The organism is Amycolatopsis sp. TRM77291 (assembly GCF_054166285.1).
The window spans coordinates 4,730,560-4,746,233 of the sequence record NZ_JBSZHF010000001.1; the positions used below are offsets into that span (position 1 = coordinate 4,730,560).

Genomic DNA, 15,674 nt, shown 5'->3' on the forward strand with positions numbered 1-15,674 from the left:
ACGAATGGATGCCAGGCGGATTCTTCCTGCTGCAGCGCGTCGATCTCACCGAGTCCGGCGAGTCGATCACCGGTATGGAGGTCATCGGCGACCTGCGCCCCTTCGGCGAGCCGCCGGGCAAGGACGTGGTCTCCCGGTTCTACGACTCGACCGGGAACACCCTCGACTACACCTACGAACTCACCGGCGACACCCTGACCATCCGGGCCGGCGCGAAAGGCAGCCCCGCCTACTTCCAGGGCACGTTCGACGCCGAGGGCACTTCTCTCACCGGAGATTGGGTTTACCCCGACGGGGGCGGCTACACCTCCACCATGACGCGGATCTGATCGCGATCCCGTCCGGCCGCTGAGAGCAGATGCGAGAATGGCACTGTGCCGGACGACGTGCCAGGAGCGCGATGGAGGTTCGCCCTGGCCTGGGGCACGCTCGAGGTGTTCGCCGACAGTGACACCATTCCAGCGGTGCTGCGCCCCACGGCCGCCGTCCTTGCCCGCTTGGACGGCCGCTTCCGTCCGGCCTTGCTCAGCTACCACCGATCGCCGACCCGCATTCCTTTGGCGGCGGTGTGGCCCGCAGGCTTGGTACCGGACGAGAACCAACTGGAGGGCGTCGTCCTCGGGGAGGTGCACGACCTGACCTGCCAGTGCTGCGCGGCACGGTTCCACGGCGTCTACCCTGACGGCGGCATCCCGCACTTCGGTAGCCAATTGTCCGCGCACCGGCTTGTCAACGGATGTCCCAGCTGTGGCAGCGACTTCGCGAGGTCTCGCATCCAGTCGCTCGCCCTCCTGCCCGTGACAGGGCACTGACCGCCACGAACGTTCGCCCCTGTTCCGCGTTTGGCCGATGCCCTGTCGGTGACCGTCCTAGTGGCAGGGTTCGACTGCTTGACGGAAGGCGATAGCGGCACCGAGTGCGGCGGTGGCCGGGACGAAGACATCGTCCGATGGCGTCCGGAGCAGCGGAATCTCGTTCTCCCGCAACAAGTGCTTCGTCGCGGCCAGGTCTTTTACGGCGACCGTGCACGCGACGAGGGCGGGTAACGCTGGGGCGTGCTCGCCGGGTAGCAGCACGCTCAGCCCGGAGGCGGGCACGAGGGTGAGCGTGGCCCCGTCAAGGTCGAAGACCCGGGAGACCCCTTCTTTTCGCGGTACCCGGCCGAGATAGCGCTCATATCGTTCCTGGACGGCGTCCAGATCGGCGTCGGCGGTGCAGAGCGTGGCGTCGACGAGGCCGACAGCACCATTGGGGTGATCGGCCAGCCGGGTGGCCTGGATTCGCGGGTCCAGGTCCGCGACGACGCCGATCCTGCCTTCCGCCTCCACACCCGGCCGGACTCCGTCGATCTCCAGGTAGCGGACGGTCTCGACCTCGGTGCCTGCCGGGCGCCGCACCGTGTTCACGCCGCCATGCCGCACCCCGGCGGTGGTCAGCCGTGCTGCGGAGACATCGATGTCGGACGACGAGAACATCAGGATGTGCAGGCCTTCGAAGCGTTCCAGGCAATCCGCCAGATTCGCACTGGTGGCGTTGATCCGCTCCACCAGTGTCGGCAGCACCTCGGGCGGGGCTTGCAGCGGAACGAGCCGCGCGTCTGCCGGGACATGGCCACCGGGATCGACGACAGTGGCCAGTTCGAGGAAATCGCACGGGAAGTCGGCATGCGTGTTGGCCGCGCCGAACGGCTCGGGCTCGCCCCCTTCCCGCGGTGCCATCGCGGGGTAACTGGGCGCCGGCACGCTGAAGCCCAGCCGCCGGTAGAGGTCGAGCGCGGCAGGCATGTCCCGGACGACGTGACCCACATGGTGGAGCCGCGTGATTTCGTGGGCCATGGCGGCAACTCTAAGAGATGGTCACCGCGGACACGAAGAAGCCCAGGCCACCAGGCCTGGGCTTAAGCTCCCCCGCTTGGACTCGAACCAAGAACCCTCCGGTTAACAGCCGAATGCTCTGCCAGTTGAGCTACAGGGGATTGTGCTCCGTACCGGCCGGATCGCTCCGACCGATGAGAGAACTTTAGCCCATGCCCTCCGGCGGGCGCGCACCCACCCCCCACTTTGGGGAGCACCTCGTCAAGCTCGCGTTTTGAGGGACAATGACAGCTGGAGCAAGATCGAACGGAGGCGTGGACTCGGATGAAGATGTTCCTGCTGGGCGCGGCCGCGGGCTACGTGCTGGGCGCGAAGGCCGGCCGGGGGCGGTACGAGCAGATCGTGCGGACCTACCGCAAGATCGCTGACCACCCCATGGTGCAGGGCGCCGCCGGGGTCGCTCGCGCCAAGGTCGGTGAGCGGTTCGGGCGGCCTCAGCGCTGACCTGAGCCGAAAGGGCCCTTCGCCGCATGTGACGCGGCGAAGGGCCCTTTCACTACATCTGACGAGGGGAAAGTCCCCTTCAGCCCACGACGGCGACCACGAAGACGCGCCGGAACTCGAACCAGGTGGTCCCGTCCGGGCGCGGCGGGTAGGCCTCGTCCAGCTTCCGGGCGATCTGGGCGCGAAAGTGGTCCCAGTCCTCCCCCGGCAGCGCCTCCTTGACCGGCCGCAGCGAGGTGCCGGTGATCCATTCGAGTACGGCGTCCTCCCCGGCCAGCCGCTGCAGGTACGTCGTCTCCCAGGCGTCGACGGCGCATCCCGCGTCGGCCAGCAGGTTCCCGTAGCCGAGCGGGCTGTCGACGGCCTCGTTCTCCCGCAGGACGACGTCGGCGAGGCGCGGAGCCCACTCCTCGGTGCGTGCGAGGGCGCGGACCAGGGCGTGCGACGGCGCATCGAAGTTGCCGGGGACCTGGAACGCGAGCGTCGCCCCGGACGGCAAGAGATCCACCCAGCGGCGGAGCAGGCGACGGTGCTCCGGAACCCACTGGAGCACGGCGTTCGAGATGACCACGTCGGTGTCCGGTTCGGGCACCCAGTCGTTGACGTCGAGCACTCGCGCGTCGACGCCCCGTGAGCGGGCGGCTTCGACCATTTCGGGTGAGCTGTCGCTCGCCTCGATGATCGCACCGGGCCAGCGTTCCACCAGGCCGGCGGTCAGGTTTCCGGGGCCGCAGCCGAGGTCGGCGACGCGGCGCGGTTCGTCGGCCGGTATCCGCGCCACGAGGTCGTGGAACGGCCTGGCCCGCAGGTCCGCGTAGTCGAGGTACTTGACCGGATCCCACATGACGCCTCCAGCGATACAGTACGAGCGTACTGCTAGCCGCCGGGCTTCGCCAGCTTCCTGGCCGCTTCTTCGGCGATCGCCTTGACGACGTCGGCGTCGGTGCCCGGATCGGGCCGCACCTGCAGCACCGTGCCGTCCTGACCGGGGACCTTGCGCTCGACGAACCACGCTCCGCCGGTTTCGAGGTCCTTGCGGTGCCGTGCCCGGACCGAGCCGTCGACCCGCTGCCGCACCAGGATCGGGACCTTGCCGGGTTTGGGCAGCCGGAACCGGACCGGGGTCTTGTCGGCCAGCAGCACGGCGTTCCCCGCCGTCCCGGTCTCCTCGGATTCGGTCAGCGTCAGCACCCCGTCGGACCACGCGGCCTTGCCGACCAGATGCCAGCCGACCCGGCGCGGCCCCGGGATCCACAGCCCCAGCGCGGTGACCAGCAGATATCCGCCGCCCTCGACCGCCGCGCTCCCGACGACGTGCTCGCCGTCGTCCAGCGAGCCGTCGAAATCCGCCGGGACACGGTCACCCAGCAGGTGACGCAGCCAGCCCATGCTCAGTCCAATCCGCCGATGGCCTGTTCCTTCAGCGCCTTCCGGTACTGCTCGAGCGCGACGAGGTCGCCGAACAGGGCGCGGTAGTCGTCCGGCGCCTCGACCGGGGAAAGCCGCTGCAGCTTCGACTTGATCTCGTTGATCTGGCGGCCGACGAGGCTCTCCTGCACCGCCGCGAGCTGCGCGGAGATGTAGCGCGAGTCGACCTCGCCCTTGGCGCGCAACGGTTCCACCGAAAGCTCGCTGAGTACTCGCCGCACCGTCCCCTGCGGGCAGTGCGGGGCGGCGGCGTCGAGCAGGGCGGGCCCGGTCAGCCCGGAACCCGCTCCCCCGGCGGACAGCAACGCCTTGTGGATGGCGACGTAAACCGGATGGGTGAAAGCGTCCTCGGGGAGCGCGTCGTACTCGGCCCCGGCGAGCATCGGCTGCTGCAGCGCCGCCTTGAGCGCCTCACGCTGCGCGATGAACCGCGGGTCGCCGGGCGCGGGCCGGGGAAGGTCCTCCTCAGCCGCGGCAGCCGCCGAGGAAGGAGCGGGCCGCCGGACCTCGATGGTGGCGGAACGTTTCGCCGCCGCCCCCGCGCTGCCACGCACCCGGTTCACCACCTGCGCCGCGTCCTGCCAGCCGACCCACCACGCGAGTTTCGACGCGTAACCGTCGCGGCTGGCGCGGTCCCTGATCCCCGCGACCATCGGGACGGTCTTCTGCAGCGCCGCCACCTGACCGTCGACGGAGTCGAGGTCGAACGCCTTGAGCATGCTCTTGATCGCGAACTCGAACAGCGGGATGCGCCGCGCGACCAGGTCGCGCACCGCGGCGTCGCCCTTGGCGAGCCGCAGTTCGCACGGGTCCATGCCGTCGGGGGCGACCGCGATGTAGGTCTGCCCCGCGAAGGTCTGGTCGCCCTCGAACGCCTTCAGCGCCGCCTTCTGTCCCGCTTCGTCACCGTCGAAGGTGAAGATCACTTCGCCGCGGAAGGCGTCGTCGTCCATCATCAGCCGCCGGAGGACCTTCATGTGGTCCTCGCCGAACGCCGTCCCCGACGACGCGACGGCCGTCGGGACACCGGCGGCGTGCATCGCCATCACGTCGGTGTAGCCCTCGACGACGACGACCTGGTGCCGCTTCGCGATCTCGCGTTTGGCCAGGTCGAGGCCGAACATCACCTGCGACTTCTTGTAGATCGGCGATTCCGCCGTGTTCAGGTACTTCGCCGAGACGCGGTCGTCGTCGTACAGGCGCCGCGCGCCGAACCCGACCACCTCGTTGCCGACGTCGCGGATGGGCCAGAGCAGCCGCCGGTTGAACCGGTCCATCGGCCCGCGCTGCCCCTCCTTGGCCAGCCCGGCCGTGAGCAGTTCCTTGACCTCGAACCCGCGGTTGAGCAGATGCTTCGTGAGCTTGTCCCAGCCAGCCGGCGCGTACCCGCAGCCGAACGTCTGCGCGGCGGCCGCGTCGAAACCCCGTTCGGACAGGAAGTCCCGCGCCGCCCGCGCGTCCGGGGTGAGCAGCTGTTCGGCGTAGAACTCCTGCGCCGCGCGGTGCGCCTCGATCAGCCGGGCGCGGGTGCCGCGGTCACGCTGGACGCTTCCGCCACCGCCTTCGTAGGTCAGCCGGAACCCCACGCGATCCGCGAGGCGCTCGACGGCTTCCACGAACGAGATCAGGTCCATCTTCTGGATGAACTTGATCACGTCACCGCCTTCGCCGCAGCCGAAGCAGTGGAAGGTGCCGTGGGTGGGGCGCACATTGAACGACGGGGTCTTCTCGTTGTGGAACGGGCAAAGCCCTTTCAGGCTGCCGCCGCCGGCGTTGCGGAGGGCCACGTAGTCACCGATGACCTCGTCGATCCGGTTACGTTCGCGCACCTCCGCGATGTCGCTTTCCCGAATCCGTCCTGCCACGCTCATCACTCTAGTTCCCGCGTCCGGAGCACTGTGCGGCACACTCGGGGAATGAGCACCGCCCTGGACGAACTCGCCGGGAACTTCGCCGCGTTGCGCCCCCATCTGGTCTCGGTCGCCTACCGGCTGACCGGCACGCTGTCCGACGCCGAGGACGCGGTCCAAGAGTCGTGGCTGCGCCTGAGCGGCCTGGACGAACGGCGCCGCTCGGCCATCGAAGACCAGAAGGGCTGGCTGACCACCGTCGTCAGCCGCATCTGCCTCGACCGGCTGCGGTCCGCGGTGGTGCGCCGCGAGCGGTACGTCGGCGAATGGCTGCCCGAACCGGTCCTCGGCCCGCTGGGGACGCCGTCGTCGGAGGATCCGCTGACCGTCGCCGTCCGCGACGACGGCATGCGCATGGCGGCGATGGTGGTCCTCGACCGGCTGACGCCGGAGCAACGCGTCGCGTTCGTCCTGCACGACGCGTTCTCGGTGCCGTTCGGGGAGATCGCCGAGATCCTGGGCTGCACGCCGGAAACGGCGCGCCAGCACGGTTCCCGCGGCCGCCGCGCGGTCGCCGACGCCGATCCGCCACCCCGGACGGCGCTCGCCGAGCAGCAGCAGATCATCGAGAAGTTCATGACCGCGATGCTCACCGGCGACATCCAGGCGGTGGCCGAGGTCCTGCATCCCGACGTCGTCCTCGTCGGCGACGGCGGCGGCAAGGCGCGCACGGCGGTGCACACGGTCGCCGGGTTCGACAAGGTCACCCGGCTGTTCCAGGGCCTCATGCGGATGTACGACCCGGCAGGCATCGAACAGGCGAGGCCCGCGCTGGTCAACGGCGACCTCGGCCTTTACATCCCGCCGCAGGCGGCCTCCGAGGGGTACCGGGCGCTCGACGAACACGTCGACGCGTTCGTCATCCGCGACGGGAAGATCGTCGCGATCTACGACATGGCGAACCCGGACAAGCTCACCACCGCGCGGACCCGCGTCGGCCCCTGACCGCGTTTAGTCCTCTGAATGCGCCCCGGGTGCATTCAGAGGACTAAACGCGGGAGTTTTCAGGGAAGCGGGATCTTGCAGGCGTCGCCCGAGGTGAAGCCCTGCGCGGTGATGTCGAGCGCGCTGTTCATCCGGGCACGCATGTTCTCCAGGCCGATCTGGTAGGTCAGCTCGATGAGGCCCTTGCGGCCGAACTCGCGTTCCAGCTCGGCGACCTGCTCGTCGGTGGCGGTCACCGGGCTCGCGGTCATCGCGTCGGCGTACGCGAGCGCGAGCCGTTCCTGGTGCGTGAAGGCGGGCGACTTCGCGTAGTCGTCGATGTTCTTCAGCCGTTCGATGTCGAGGCCCTCGTGCAGTTGCAGCATGGTCCCGAAATCGATGCACCACGAGCAGCCGAGCTGGGTCGCGACGCGGTACACGGCCAGCTCGCGCACGTTCGGCGGCAGCGTCTTGCTGGCCTTCTCCGCCATCATTTCGTGCATGCCGTTCGCCCGGAGCAACGCCGGGTGGTGCGCGTAGACGGCCATCGGCTCGGGCACGGCGCCGAAGCGCTTGCCGGCGAACTTGTAGAACAGCTTCAGCAGGAAGCCGGCCTCGGCGGTCTTCACGGCGGGAATACGCGGCATGGTGTCCTCCTCGTGCGGTTGCGATCACCGGATGGACGAGACGGCCCGTGAGGACGTGACAGTGACGCCGGTGACGCGCGCCACGCGGCCGGTCGGGGCCTCGATTTCGCCTTTTCGCCGGAACCCTCAGTCGATCATCGACGGTAGGCTGGTGAGTCGGCCCTTTCCCCTCCCCGAGGAGGAACGATGCTCGCCGTCGAGGACCCCGCCACCGGACAACGGATCACGGCCGTCCCCGACTGCGGGCCCGCCGAGGTCGACAAAGCGGTCCGCGCCGCCGCCGGGGCATGGCCCGCTTGGCACGTCTCGGACCGGCACGCGGCGCTGACGTCGTGCGCGGCCGTCGTCGAGGAGGCCGCGCCCGTGCTGGCCCCCGTGCTCTCCGAAGAGCAGGGGAAACCACTTCACGAGGCCGAAGCCGAGTTCGCCGAGGCGGCGTCGCGGTTCCGGTACTTCGCCGGGCCGCGGCCGGAGCCGCGGGCCGACGGCGGCGGACCGGTCGCCGCGATCACGCCGTGGAACTTCCCCGTGCAGTCGGCCGTCGCGAAGCTCGCGCCGGCGTTCGCCGCAGGGAACACGGTGGTGCTCAAGCCGTCGCCTCGCACCCCGCTCACCACGCTGCATCTCGGCCGGATGCTGGCGCAGGTGCTGCCGCCGGGCGTGCTGACCGTGCTCACCGGACGGGATCCGCTCGGCGAGCGCCTGCTCGCCCATCCCGGGATCCGGCAGGTCGATTTCACCGGCTCGGCCGACACCGGGAAACGGATGGCGGCCGCGCCGGAATGGCGGCGGCTGACACTGGAACTGGGCGGCAACGATCCCGCGATCGTCCTCCCCGGCACGGATCCGGCCGCGATCGCGGAACGGCTGTTCTGGAGCGCGTTCGCCAACTGCGGTCAGATCGGCGTGGCGATCGAGCGGGTCTACGCCGTCGGGCCCGGCTACGACGGCGTCGTCGAGGCGCTGGCGGCCGTGGCGGCGCGAGTGGTGGTCGGCGACGGACGCACCCCCGGGACACAGCTCGGCCCGGTGAACAACCGGCCGCGGTACGACCGCGTCACCGGTCTCACCGACGAGGCGCGGGCGGACGGCGCGCGGATCGTGACCGGCGGGCCGCTCGACGGGCCCGGGTACTTCTTCGCCCCGGCGATCCTCGCCGAGGCGCACGACGGCATGCGAGTCGTGGCCGAGGAACAGTTCGGCCCGGTGTTGCCGGTCGTCCGATGCTCCACAGTGGACGAAGCGGTCGGGCTGGCGAACGCCACGACGCCCGGCTTGTGTGCTTCGGTGTGGGGCGCGGACGAGGAGTACGCCGCCGAGGTCGCGGCGCGGCTCTGCAGCGGGACGGTCCGGGTCAACGCGCACCTGGCGATGCCGGTGGGTTCACGGTGGTCGGCGAGCCGCGCCGGCCTCAGGGGGTGATCGTCCGGACGTCCCACACCCAGACGCCGTCGACGAACTCGGCGGGTTTCCGCAGCAGCAGGTCCACAGTGGCCCGGAAGGCGTCCTGGTGTTCGCGCGGGATCAGCACGAGCACGTCGGCGTTCCAGTACCGCAGATCCTCCAGTGCCTGCACCCGCTGTGATTCGGTGATCGTCGCCGGTACGCCGGTCTGCTTGATCTGGTCGAAGATGACCGACGTCGGCCGCTGGACGGCGCCGTAGCGGCCGCGTTTGTCGTCCGGGCCGCTCGGCCCGACGAAGTAGCCCTCCGGCATCGAATAGCCGAGCCCGGCGTCGATCTGCCAGTGCAGCGGTTCGGATTCGCCGGAACTCGGCAACGGCACGGGTACCACGGTCCCGCCGGGCGCGACGTAGCTCCGCCAGGTGCCGTCGGCGAGGAATCGCGGTGTCGGCGGCCGTTCCTTGACGATCAGCTGCGTCGGCGCGATCGGCAGCAGGACCGCGATGACGACGCCGATCCACAGCAGCCGCAAGGGGAATCGCCGCTCCCCCGGCACTTCGGGGAGTTTCGACGCGACCGCGTAGACGCGTTCGGTCGCCAGCGCCAGCAGCGCGCCGATCAGCGGGATGCAGCCCATCGCGAGCCGCGATTCCAGCAGCGACTCGAACAGCGGCAGCTCCGAGAAGAGCTTCCACGGCCCCGGGATCCCGGTTTCCTCGTGCACCACGATGATCTGCACGCCGAGCGAGAGCCACGCCATCATGAACATGGAGATCGCCAGCGCCCGCGCGAAGACCTCGCGCCACAGCCAGACGGTGATGACGACCATCAGCACGATCAACGGCCAGCCGAAGAAGGCGTTCTCCTCGGTGCGGTTCATCGACACGTCCGCGGCGGCCTGCGGCTGCCCGGCGACCGACTGCGTCGCGAACCGGGTGAACGCGGCCGTGTCGTTCCCGACCGGTCCGTGTTCGATCGCCTGATAGCTCTGCGGGCCGAAGAACTGCCACCACAGCGGGAAAGCGCACAGCACGAGCGCCACGAGGACCCCGATGCCGACGCCGATCCCCAGCGGTTTCGCCATCGGCGGGAACTCGCGGTGGTTCGTCGCGAAGTAGGCGATGGCGAAGATCGCGAACGCCATCGCGAAGATCAGCAGCGGTTCCTCGCCGAGGAAGATCTGGTACGCCGCCAGGAGCCCGAGGAAGATCCCGTTGCGGACGGGGCGTTCGCCGCGGGCGATCTTGAAGACCAGCAGCGCGATGAACGGCAGGACGAACCACGCGACGAAGTTCGGGTGCGCGTTGCCGTGCGAGATCATCGGCGGGGCGAAGCCGACGAACGCGCCGCCGATGGCCGCGCCGACCCGGTGGGTGACCAGATGCCGCGAAAAGACCCAGTACCAGGCCGCCGCGGTGCCGGCGAGACCGCCGGTGAGCGCGATGGCCCAGGTGACCGTCGGGCCGAAGGTGAGCGTGACCGGCGAGAGCGGGATGCCGATGCCGAGCATGGCCGTGTTGGCCATCAGGTTCACGCCGAGCGGGTGGTTCTGGAAATGCGTGCTGAGCGGGTTTCTCAGATGCAGCACGTTGTCCGCGGTGACGGAGAAGAACCACTCCCACAGGTTCTGGTCCGACGCGCTGTTCCAGAGATAGCCCTCCTTGAGGTCGAGCCAGAGCCCGTTGTAGAGCAGGAAGGCGAACAGCAGGAAGCCGCCCATGATGGCGGCGTCGGCGGCGGCGAACCGGCGGGGTCTCGTGGGAGTCTTCTCGGCTTCCACCTCCGCCTCAGCCTGGAAAAGACTCACGGACCGTCCTCACGGCTCGACAACGCGGGCGAGAAAGTAGATCACACCCGTCGAGGCGTGCCTGACGAGCAGAAGGAAGGGGCGATCGACCGCGACTTCGAGCGGTTCGTCGACGATGAGCGACGTCAGCCGCATCAGCACCGCCGTCGCGGCGGCGCCTTCGAGGCCTTGCTCGTCGATGCGGAGCACGGACTGGTGGACGACCTCGGACACTTCGAGCCGGTCGTCGTCGGCGAGCCCGGTGAGGTCGGCGTCGGCGGTGAACATCGTCCGCACGCCGAGTTCCTGGAGTTTCGCCGTCAGCGGGCTGTCGACGTCGAGGTCGAGTTTCGGCAGCGACAGGGCGATGGTCTTGGACCGCGTGTTCTCCAGCAGCCGCGCCAGCTTGCCCGCGTCGAGGTCGGCGTCGTCGAGATCGCCGTCCGGCAGCAGGACGATCGCCTCAATCTCGCCCCCTCCCCCGCCCCCTCCCCCAGCACCGAGGCGGACGACCTGCCAGCCGTCCTCGTGGGTGTGGTCGAGCTGCTTTTCGAGCCACATCGTCGGCACCGTACGGGTGCCGGACGGCGCGTGGAAGTCCGCGGGCGCGGTGTTGTCACCCGAGAACGGGTTGGTCCAGGCGGTTTTGAGATACAGGGCGTTGACGATCGCGGCGACGGTGTCCCGCGCGACGGTCCCCGGCTTCAGCAGTTCGGGGATCAGCTCGCGGGTGGCCTCGGCGACGTCGGCGTTGATCAGCCGCCGCGCGGCCTCCGGATCGTCGCCGAACGGGGCGCTTTCGACCTTCCCGCCCGGCCAGGTGGCGAGCTCCTCGCGGAAGGAGTCTTCGAGCGGGAGCCCGTCCCAGGCCCAGAGCGTGTTCGCGACCGCGAGTTCGGGACCGTCGTCGAGCAGCGACGAGGCCTTGCCCAGCAGGTCGGCCAGCTCGTCCGGGTCGCCGAGCAGCGCGATCAGCTCTTCTCTGGTCTTCCCCTTGGCGGCCTGGGTCACCAGGCCGAGCGCGCTCGCGATCGAGTACGGCGAGAAGCACGCGTTCTCCGCGCGGCTCGCCAGCACCCGATAGAGGTCCAGACCAAACCGGAGGTGGCTTTCGACAGCGCCCATGCCGGAGACCGTACCGTGGACCGGGCCGCCCGTCTCCTGTCCGAAAGTTCCGCCTTGTCCGAGGGGCGGCGCCGAGGCGGCATGTCGCGAAAGCCACTTTCGGGACACCAGACGTCGCGAAAGTGGCTTTCGCGACGTCTGGTNGTGTCGCGAAAGCCACTTTCAGGACACCAGACGTCTCGAAAGTGGCTTTCGCGACATGATCGCCAGGGCGGTACTGTGCCCGGCCGCGGCCGACGTCGCGAAAGCCACTTTCGCAACGTTGAAGGTTGCGAAAGTGGCTTTCGCAACGTCGGCCAGGCGAGATGAGCAGGCAGCCCGGGAGCGACTCAGCCGTGCCTGCCCGTATGCCAGGCGTGCCACGCGTACGCCTGCGCGTCCGTGAGCGACGCCACCTGGTCGACGACCACTCGCAGGCGGGCCGCGTCGTCCGAGGCGGCCTCCCACGCGGGCAGGAACAGGCCGTCCAGTGAATCGGGTGCGCGGCGGCACAGCGCGACGACCAGCTCGGCTAGCGTCTGGCGCTGGCCGTCCTGCATCGCGAGACGCCGCTTGTCACTCATCACGTACCGCAGCGCGAGCGCCTTGAGCAACGCGACCTCGGCCGCGACCTGCTCCGGGATGATCAGCCGCGCGGAATAGCGGCTCAACGGCCCTTCGCCGTACACCTCCCGTGTCGCACCGACGACCGCCGTCGCGAACCGGCCGACCAGCTCGCTCGTCAGCCGTTTCAACGCGACCTGCGCCTTGAGCGACCCGTCGAGCCCAGGTTCGCTGAGCTCGGCGACCACCGGCAGGTCTAGCAGTTCCTTCGCCGCACCCTCCAAAGTGGACTGCGACCGGTGCGAAAACCGCCGCGCCGCCTCGGCCACCGCCGCGCGTTCCTCCGCGTCGGCCAGCACCCGCAACGAGATCCGCCCGGCCAGCACTCCGTCTTCGACGTCGTGCACGGAATAGGCGACGTCGTCGGACCAGTCCATGATCTGCGCTTCCAGGCAGGTGCGGCGCTCCGGCACCCCTTCCCGGACCCACGCGAACACCTCGGCGTCGTCGGCGTAGACGCCGTACTTCGCATTGCCTTCTTCACGTTGCCACGGGTACTTCATCGAGGCGTCGAGACAGGCGCGGGTGAGGTTCAGCCCGCCGACGAGCCCGTCTTCGAGCAGGACCTTGGGCTCCAGCCTGGTCAGGATCCGCAACGTCTGCGCGTTGCCCTCGAAACCACCGCACGGCCGGGCGACCTCGTTCAGCGCGCGCTCGCCGTTGTGCCCGAACGGCGGATGCCCGATGTCGTGCGCGAGTCCGGCCGTGTCCACCAGATCCGGATCCGCGCCCAGCTCGTCCGCGATCCCCCTGCCGATCTGCGCGACCTCCAGCGAATGGGTCAGCCGCGTGCGGGGCACACCGCTGACCTCGGCCCCCTCACCCGGGCCGACCACCTGGGTCTTGCCCGCCAGCCGGCGCAAAGCGGCCGAGTGCAGCACTCGGGCGCGATCACGGGCGAAGGCGCTCCGCCCGTCCGCGGCGCCTTCCAACGCCGCGCCCTTGGGCCGCTCGGGCAGCAGGCGCGCCCTGTCGGCCTCGGTGTAGGTGTCCACCCGACCAGACTAAACGTGCTCACCGACACTTATCGGGCGTCAGACCTCGCCGGTACCGAACAGACTGTCCGCCGGTGACTTGGTGAGGCGGTAGTACAGCAGCGCGCCGGTCTCGCGGACGATGTAGCGCGCCTGCGTCTCGCGGGTCTGCACGATCGGGCCGCGATGGGTGGGCGAGGTCCAGGTCTCGAGCCCGAGGTCGTCGGCCATCACCCGCGCGCGGAACGAGTGCCACGGGTCGCTGACCAGCACAGCGGTCTTCCAGCCCCGTTTCTGCACCTGCTCGGCGACCGCGCGGAGGCTCCGCAGCGTGTCGCTGCCCTCGCCGACCGGCAGTGTCGCCGACGCGGGAACGCCGCGTTTGCGCAGCCACTGCGCGCCCGCGTGCGCCTCGGTGTAGTTGTCGTCCGCCTTCTTGCCGCCCGCGGTGACGATCACCTTCGCCACACCCTGGTCGTACAGCGTCTTCGCCTTGGCCAGCCGGGCCTGGAAGATCTCCGACGGCCTGCCGTTGTACTGGGCCGCGCCGAGCACCACGATGACGTCGGCCCGGTCGCGCACGTCCTCACGCGCGACCTGCCAGACCCGGAACGCCGTTCCGCCGATCACCGCGACGACGACCAGCAGGAACCCCGCCATTATCCGGCGAACCCAGTTCGCGCGAGTCGGTTTCGTCCGTTCGGCGGTACTCACGTGGGTGATTCTCGCAGAGCGGGGAGTCGATCTCAGAGCCAGCCGTGCTCTTCCGCGAGCCGTACCGCCTCGGCCCGGGTCCTCGCCCCGGTCTTGCCCATCGCGGCCGAAAGGTGGTTGCGCACGGTGCCTTCGGAAAGGTGCAGCGCACGGGCGACGTCGGCCACCGTGCGGCCGTCCTTGGCGGCCCTGAGGACGTCGTGTTCACGTCCGGTGAGCGGGCTCGCGCCGGTGGCGAGCGATTCCGCGGCGAGCGCGGGATCCACCACCCGGAGCCCGCCGTGGACCCGGCGGACGGCGTCCACGAGCTGCTCCGGCGGAGCGTCCTTGACGACGAACCCCGCGGCGCCCGCGGCCATCGCCCGCGAGAGATAGCCGGGCCTGCCGAACGTGGTGCAGATGATGATCCGGCACAGCGGAAGCGCGCCGTGCAGCTCGGCGGCGGCTTCGAGGCCGTCCTTGCCCGGCATCTGGACGTCGAGCAGCGCGACGTCCGGGGCGGTCTCCTTCGCCCGCTGGAGCACTTCGTCACCCGAGCCGACCTGGGCGACCACCTCGATGTCTGCTTCGAGGCCGAGCACGGTGGCCAACGCCCCGCGCACCATCGCCTGGTCGTCGGCGAGCAGGACCCGGATCACGCACAGCCTCCCGTGGGTTCGGAGAGTGGCGCGGGCGCGCCACTCCGGAAGGCGGACTCGGGTACCTCCGCCCGGACGAGCCATCCTCCCCCAGGTGGCGTGGTGGTGGTCAAGGTCCCGCCGACCGCGTCCAACCGTTCGGCGAGCCCGCGCAGACCGTTCCCCGCCGTCGCGTCGCCGCCTGCACCGTCGTCCTCGACTTCCAGCCAGGTCTCGCCGAAGCGGACTTTCACCCGTTTCGCCCCGGAATGCCGGATCACGTTGGTGACGGCTTCGCGCAGCACGTAACCGAAAGTGCGCTGCAGGGCGGGATCGACGTTGTCCACCGCGTGCGGCAGATCCGCGTCGATCTCGGCCGCCCGCAACGCCGCCCGCGCCCCGGCGACCTCCGCGGACAGCGACACTTCGCGATACTCCGACACCGTGGCCCGGATGTCCGAGAGCGCGCTGCGGGTGAGGCCCTCGACCTCGCGGATCTCCTGCAGCGCGCGGGGGTCGTCCTTGCCGCTCTCCAGGATCCGGCGGGCGAGCCCGGCCTTGACCGTGATGGTGGTGAGGCTGTGGCCGAGGATGTCGTGCAGATCCCGCGCCAGGCGCTCGCGTTCGCCCGCCACCGCGAGCGTCGCGATCTCCTGGTTCGCCGCCTCCAGTTTCCGCACCGCCCGGACCAGGTTCGCCATGAAGAACATCGCCGCCGTGATCGACGCGACCGCCACCAGGTCACCGAGGTCGTCCTTCCCGACGACCAGGTGGACGGCCAGCACCAGCAGCAGCGCGCCGCCGTCCAGGATCACCGCCCACGCCGGCGGCAGCGTGAAGGCCAGCGCCGCCGTCGCGTAGATCAGGATGTACGGGTTGTTGTCGTGCAGGAAGACCAGGACGAGACCGAGGAGCAGCATCACCACCGAGAAGACGTAGGTCGTCTTCCGCCGGGCAGGCCGCAGAACGAGCGGGAACAGCAGATAACAGGCGCCGTAGGCGATCAGGAAACCGACGATCACCAGCTTGGCCGGGGTGATCCCGTCGGTGGTCACCTCGACCACCGTTGGGATGAAACTCGGCAGGACGAACGCGGTGCCGAGCACGGCCCATTTCGCGGGCCGGGGCCCCCGCCCGGTCCGCGGCGGCATGTCCGACCACCAGTTCTCCCGGTCGTCCAAACCCGTCCTCACCCTGCCCGGGTACTCGTTCACCGGTTCACCC

At 69.7% G+C, this 15,674-nt stretch carries 16 protein-coding genes and 1 tRNA gene; 5 read left to right on the forward strand and 12 right to left on the reverse strand.

The annotated features are described in order from the left end of the window. Window positions 1–8 precede the first annotated feature (8 nt). Entirely contained in the window at window positions 9–329 is a 321-nt protein-coding gene (locus tag ACXIZN_RS21835; protein ID WP_257488229.1) for a hypothetical protein, read from the forward strand. A gap of 45 nt (window positions 330–374) precedes the next feature. Next, complete coding sequence (locus ACXIZN_RS21840; protein WP_457956567.1) at window positions 375–812, forward strand: hypothetical protein; 438 nt, start codon at window positions 375–377, stop codon at window positions 810–812. A gap of 57 nt (window positions 813–869) precedes the next feature. On the opposite strand, the gene ACXIZN_RS21845 is transcribed toward ACXIZN_RS21840, so the two are convergent. Beyond that, window positions 870–1,835 (reverse strand): VOC family protein, encoded by a 966-nt coding sequence (locus tag ACXIZN_RS21845; RefSeq protein WP_457956568.1) that lies wholly within the window; start codon window positions 1,833–1,835, stop codon window positions 870–872. A 67-nt stretch (window positions 1,836–1,902) separates the two neighbouring features. Then, window positions 1,903–1,975, reverse strand: a tRNA-Asn gene (locus ACXIZN_RS21850). Window positions 1,976–2,138: 163 nt separating this feature from the next. On the opposite strand from ACXIZN_RS21850, the gene ACXIZN_RS21855 reads away from it, so the two are divergent. Beyond that, window positions 2,139–2,318, forward strand: a complete 180-nt coding sequence (locus ACXIZN_RS21855; protein WP_007031230.1) for a hypothetical protein — start codon at window positions 2,139–2,141, stop codon at window positions 2,316–2,318. A gap of 79 nt (window positions 2,319–2,397) precedes the next feature. Here the strand turns inward: ACXIZN_RS21855 and ACXIZN_RS21860 are convergent, their stop codons facing one another. From ACXIZN_RS21860 to dnaG, 3 genes are read right to left on the reverse strand one after another with little or no spacing between them, the layout of a single operon-like run. Beyond that, complete coding sequence (locus tag ACXIZN_RS21860; protein ID WP_457956570.1) at window positions 2,398–3,162, reverse strand: trans-aconitate 2-methyltransferase; 765 nt, start codon at window positions 3,160–3,162, stop codon at window positions 2,398–2,400. 32 nt (window positions 3,163–3,194) lie between these two features. Then, a complete protein-coding gene (locus tag ACXIZN_RS21865) occupies window positions 3,195–3,707 on the reverse strand; it encodes a hypothetical protein (protein ID WP_457956572.1) in 513 nt (170 codons plus the stop codon). Between the two features lie 2 nt (window positions 3,708–3,709). After that, complete coding sequence (gene dnaG, locus ACXIZN_RS21870) at window positions 3,710–5,617, reverse strand: DNA primase (protein ID WP_457956573.1); 1,908 nt, start codon at window positions 5,615–5,617, stop codon at window positions 3,710–3,712. Between the two features lie 45 nt (window positions 5,618–5,662). Between dnaG and ACXIZN_RS21875 the strand changes: the two genes are divergently transcribed. Next, window positions 5,663–6,601, forward strand: coding sequence for a sigma-70 family RNA polymerase sigma factor (locus tag ACXIZN_RS21875; protein WP_457956574.1), 939 nt, complete (start codon window positions 5,663–5,665; stop codon window positions 6,599–6,601). Window positions 6,602–6,660: 59 nt separating this feature from the next. Here ACXIZN_RS21875 and ACXIZN_RS21880 read toward each other — a convergent pair whose 3' ends face one another. Continuing rightward, entirely contained in the window at window positions 6,661–7,227 is a 567-nt protein-coding gene (locus ACXIZN_RS21880; protein WP_457956576.1) for a carboxymuconolactone decarboxylase family protein, read from the reverse strand. Between the two features lie 186 nt (window positions 7,228–7,413). On the opposite strand from ACXIZN_RS21880, the gene ACXIZN_RS21885 reads away from it, so the two are divergent. Beyond that, on the forward strand, window positions 7,414–8,649 hold the full coding sequence (locus ACXIZN_RS21885) for an aldehyde dehydrogenase family protein (protein WP_457956578.1): 1,236 nt from the start codon (window positions 7,414–7,416) through the stop codon (window positions 8,647–8,649). Here the strand turns inward: ACXIZN_RS21885 and ACXIZN_RS21890 are convergent. From ACXIZN_RS21890 to ACXIZN_RS21915, 6 genes are all read right to left on the reverse strand, one after another. Beyond that, a complete protein-coding gene (locus ACXIZN_RS21890) occupies window positions 8,639–10,438 on the reverse strand; it encodes a glycosyl transferase (protein WP_457956580.1) in 1,800 nt (599 codons plus the stop codon). The two genes, ACXIZN_RS21885 and ACXIZN_RS21890, sit on opposite strands and share 11 nt — an antisense overlap. Before the next feature lie 9 nt (window positions 10,439–10,447). Beyond that, window positions 10,448–11,542: a serpin family protein gene (locus ACXIZN_RS21895; protein ID WP_457956582.1), complete on the reverse strand. Its 1,095-nt coding sequence runs from the start codon at window positions 11,540–11,542 to the stop codon at window positions 10,448–10,450. Between the two features lie 329 nt (window positions 11,543–11,871). Continuing rightward, the gene (locus ACXIZN_RS21900; protein WP_457956584.1) at window positions 11,872–13,140 is read right to left on the reverse strand and encodes a deoxyguanosinetriphosphate triphosphohydrolase; all 1,269 of its coding nucleotides are present in this window, start codon (window positions 13,138–13,140) and stop codon (window positions 11,872–11,874) included. Window positions 13,141–13,179: 39 nt separating this feature from the next. Then, a complete protein-coding gene (locus ACXIZN_RS21905; RefSeq protein ID WP_457956586.1) occupies window positions 13,180–13,833 on the reverse strand; it encodes a YdcF family protein in 654 nt (217 codons plus the stop codon). A 32-nt stretch (window positions 13,834–13,865) separates the two neighbouring features. Beyond that, on the reverse strand, window positions 13,866–14,471 hold the full coding sequence (locus tag ACXIZN_RS21910; protein WP_457956588.1) for a response regulator: 606 nt from the start codon (window positions 14,469–14,471) through the stop codon (window positions 13,866–13,868). After that, a complete protein-coding gene (locus ACXIZN_RS21915) occupies window positions 14,468–15,664 on the reverse strand; it encodes a sensor histidine kinase (protein ID WP_457956590.1) in 1,197 nt (398 codons plus the stop codon). Before ACXIZN_RS21915 ends, ACXIZN_RS21910 begins: the two co-directional genes overlap by 4 nt. Between the last annotated feature and the right edge of the window lie 10 nt (window positions 15,665–15,674).

Bases quoted from the DNA above. Each gene is read 5' to 3' on its own strand.
- ACXIZN_RS21835 (WP_257488229.1), top strand. From the start codon at position 9: ATGCCAGGCGGATTCTTCCTGCTGCAGCGCGTCGATCTCACCGAGTCC.
- ACXIZN_RS21845 (WP_457956568.1), bottom strand. From the start codon at position 1,835: ATGGCCCACGAAATCACGCGGCTCCACCATGTGGGTCACGTCGTCCGG.
- ACXIZN_RS21855 (WP_007031230.1), top strand. From the start codon at position 2,139: ATGAAGATGTTCCTGCTGGGCGCGGCCGCGGGCTACGTGCTGGGCGCG.
- ACXIZN_RS21860 (WP_457956570.1), bottom strand. From the start codon at position 3,162: ATGTGGGATCCGGTCAAGTACCTCGACTACGCGGACCTGCGGGCCAGG.
- ACXIZN_RS21865 (WP_457956572.1), bottom strand. From the start codon at position 3,707: ATGGGCTGGCTGCGTCACCTGCTGGGTGACCGTGTCCCGGCGGATTTC.
- dnaG (WP_457956573.1), bottom strand. From the start codon at position 5,617: ATGAGCGTGGCAGGACGGATTCGGGAAAGCGACATCGCGGAGGTGCGC.
- ACXIZN_RS21875 (WP_457956574.1), top strand. From the start codon at position 5,663: ATGAGCACCGCCCTGGACGAACTCGCCGGGAACTTCGCCGCGTTGCGC.
- ACXIZN_RS21880 (WP_457956576.1), bottom strand. From the start codon at position 7,227: ATGCCGCGTATTCCCGCCGTGAAGACCGCCGAGGCCGGCTTCCTGCTG.
- ACXIZN_RS21885 (WP_457956578.1), top strand. From the start codon at position 7,414: ATGCTCGCCGTCGAGGACCCCGCCACCGGACAACGGATCACGGCCGTC.
- ACXIZN_RS21895 (WP_457956582.1), bottom strand. From the start codon at position 11,542: ATGGGCGCTGTCGAAAGCCACCTCCGGTTTGGTCTGGACCTCTATCGG.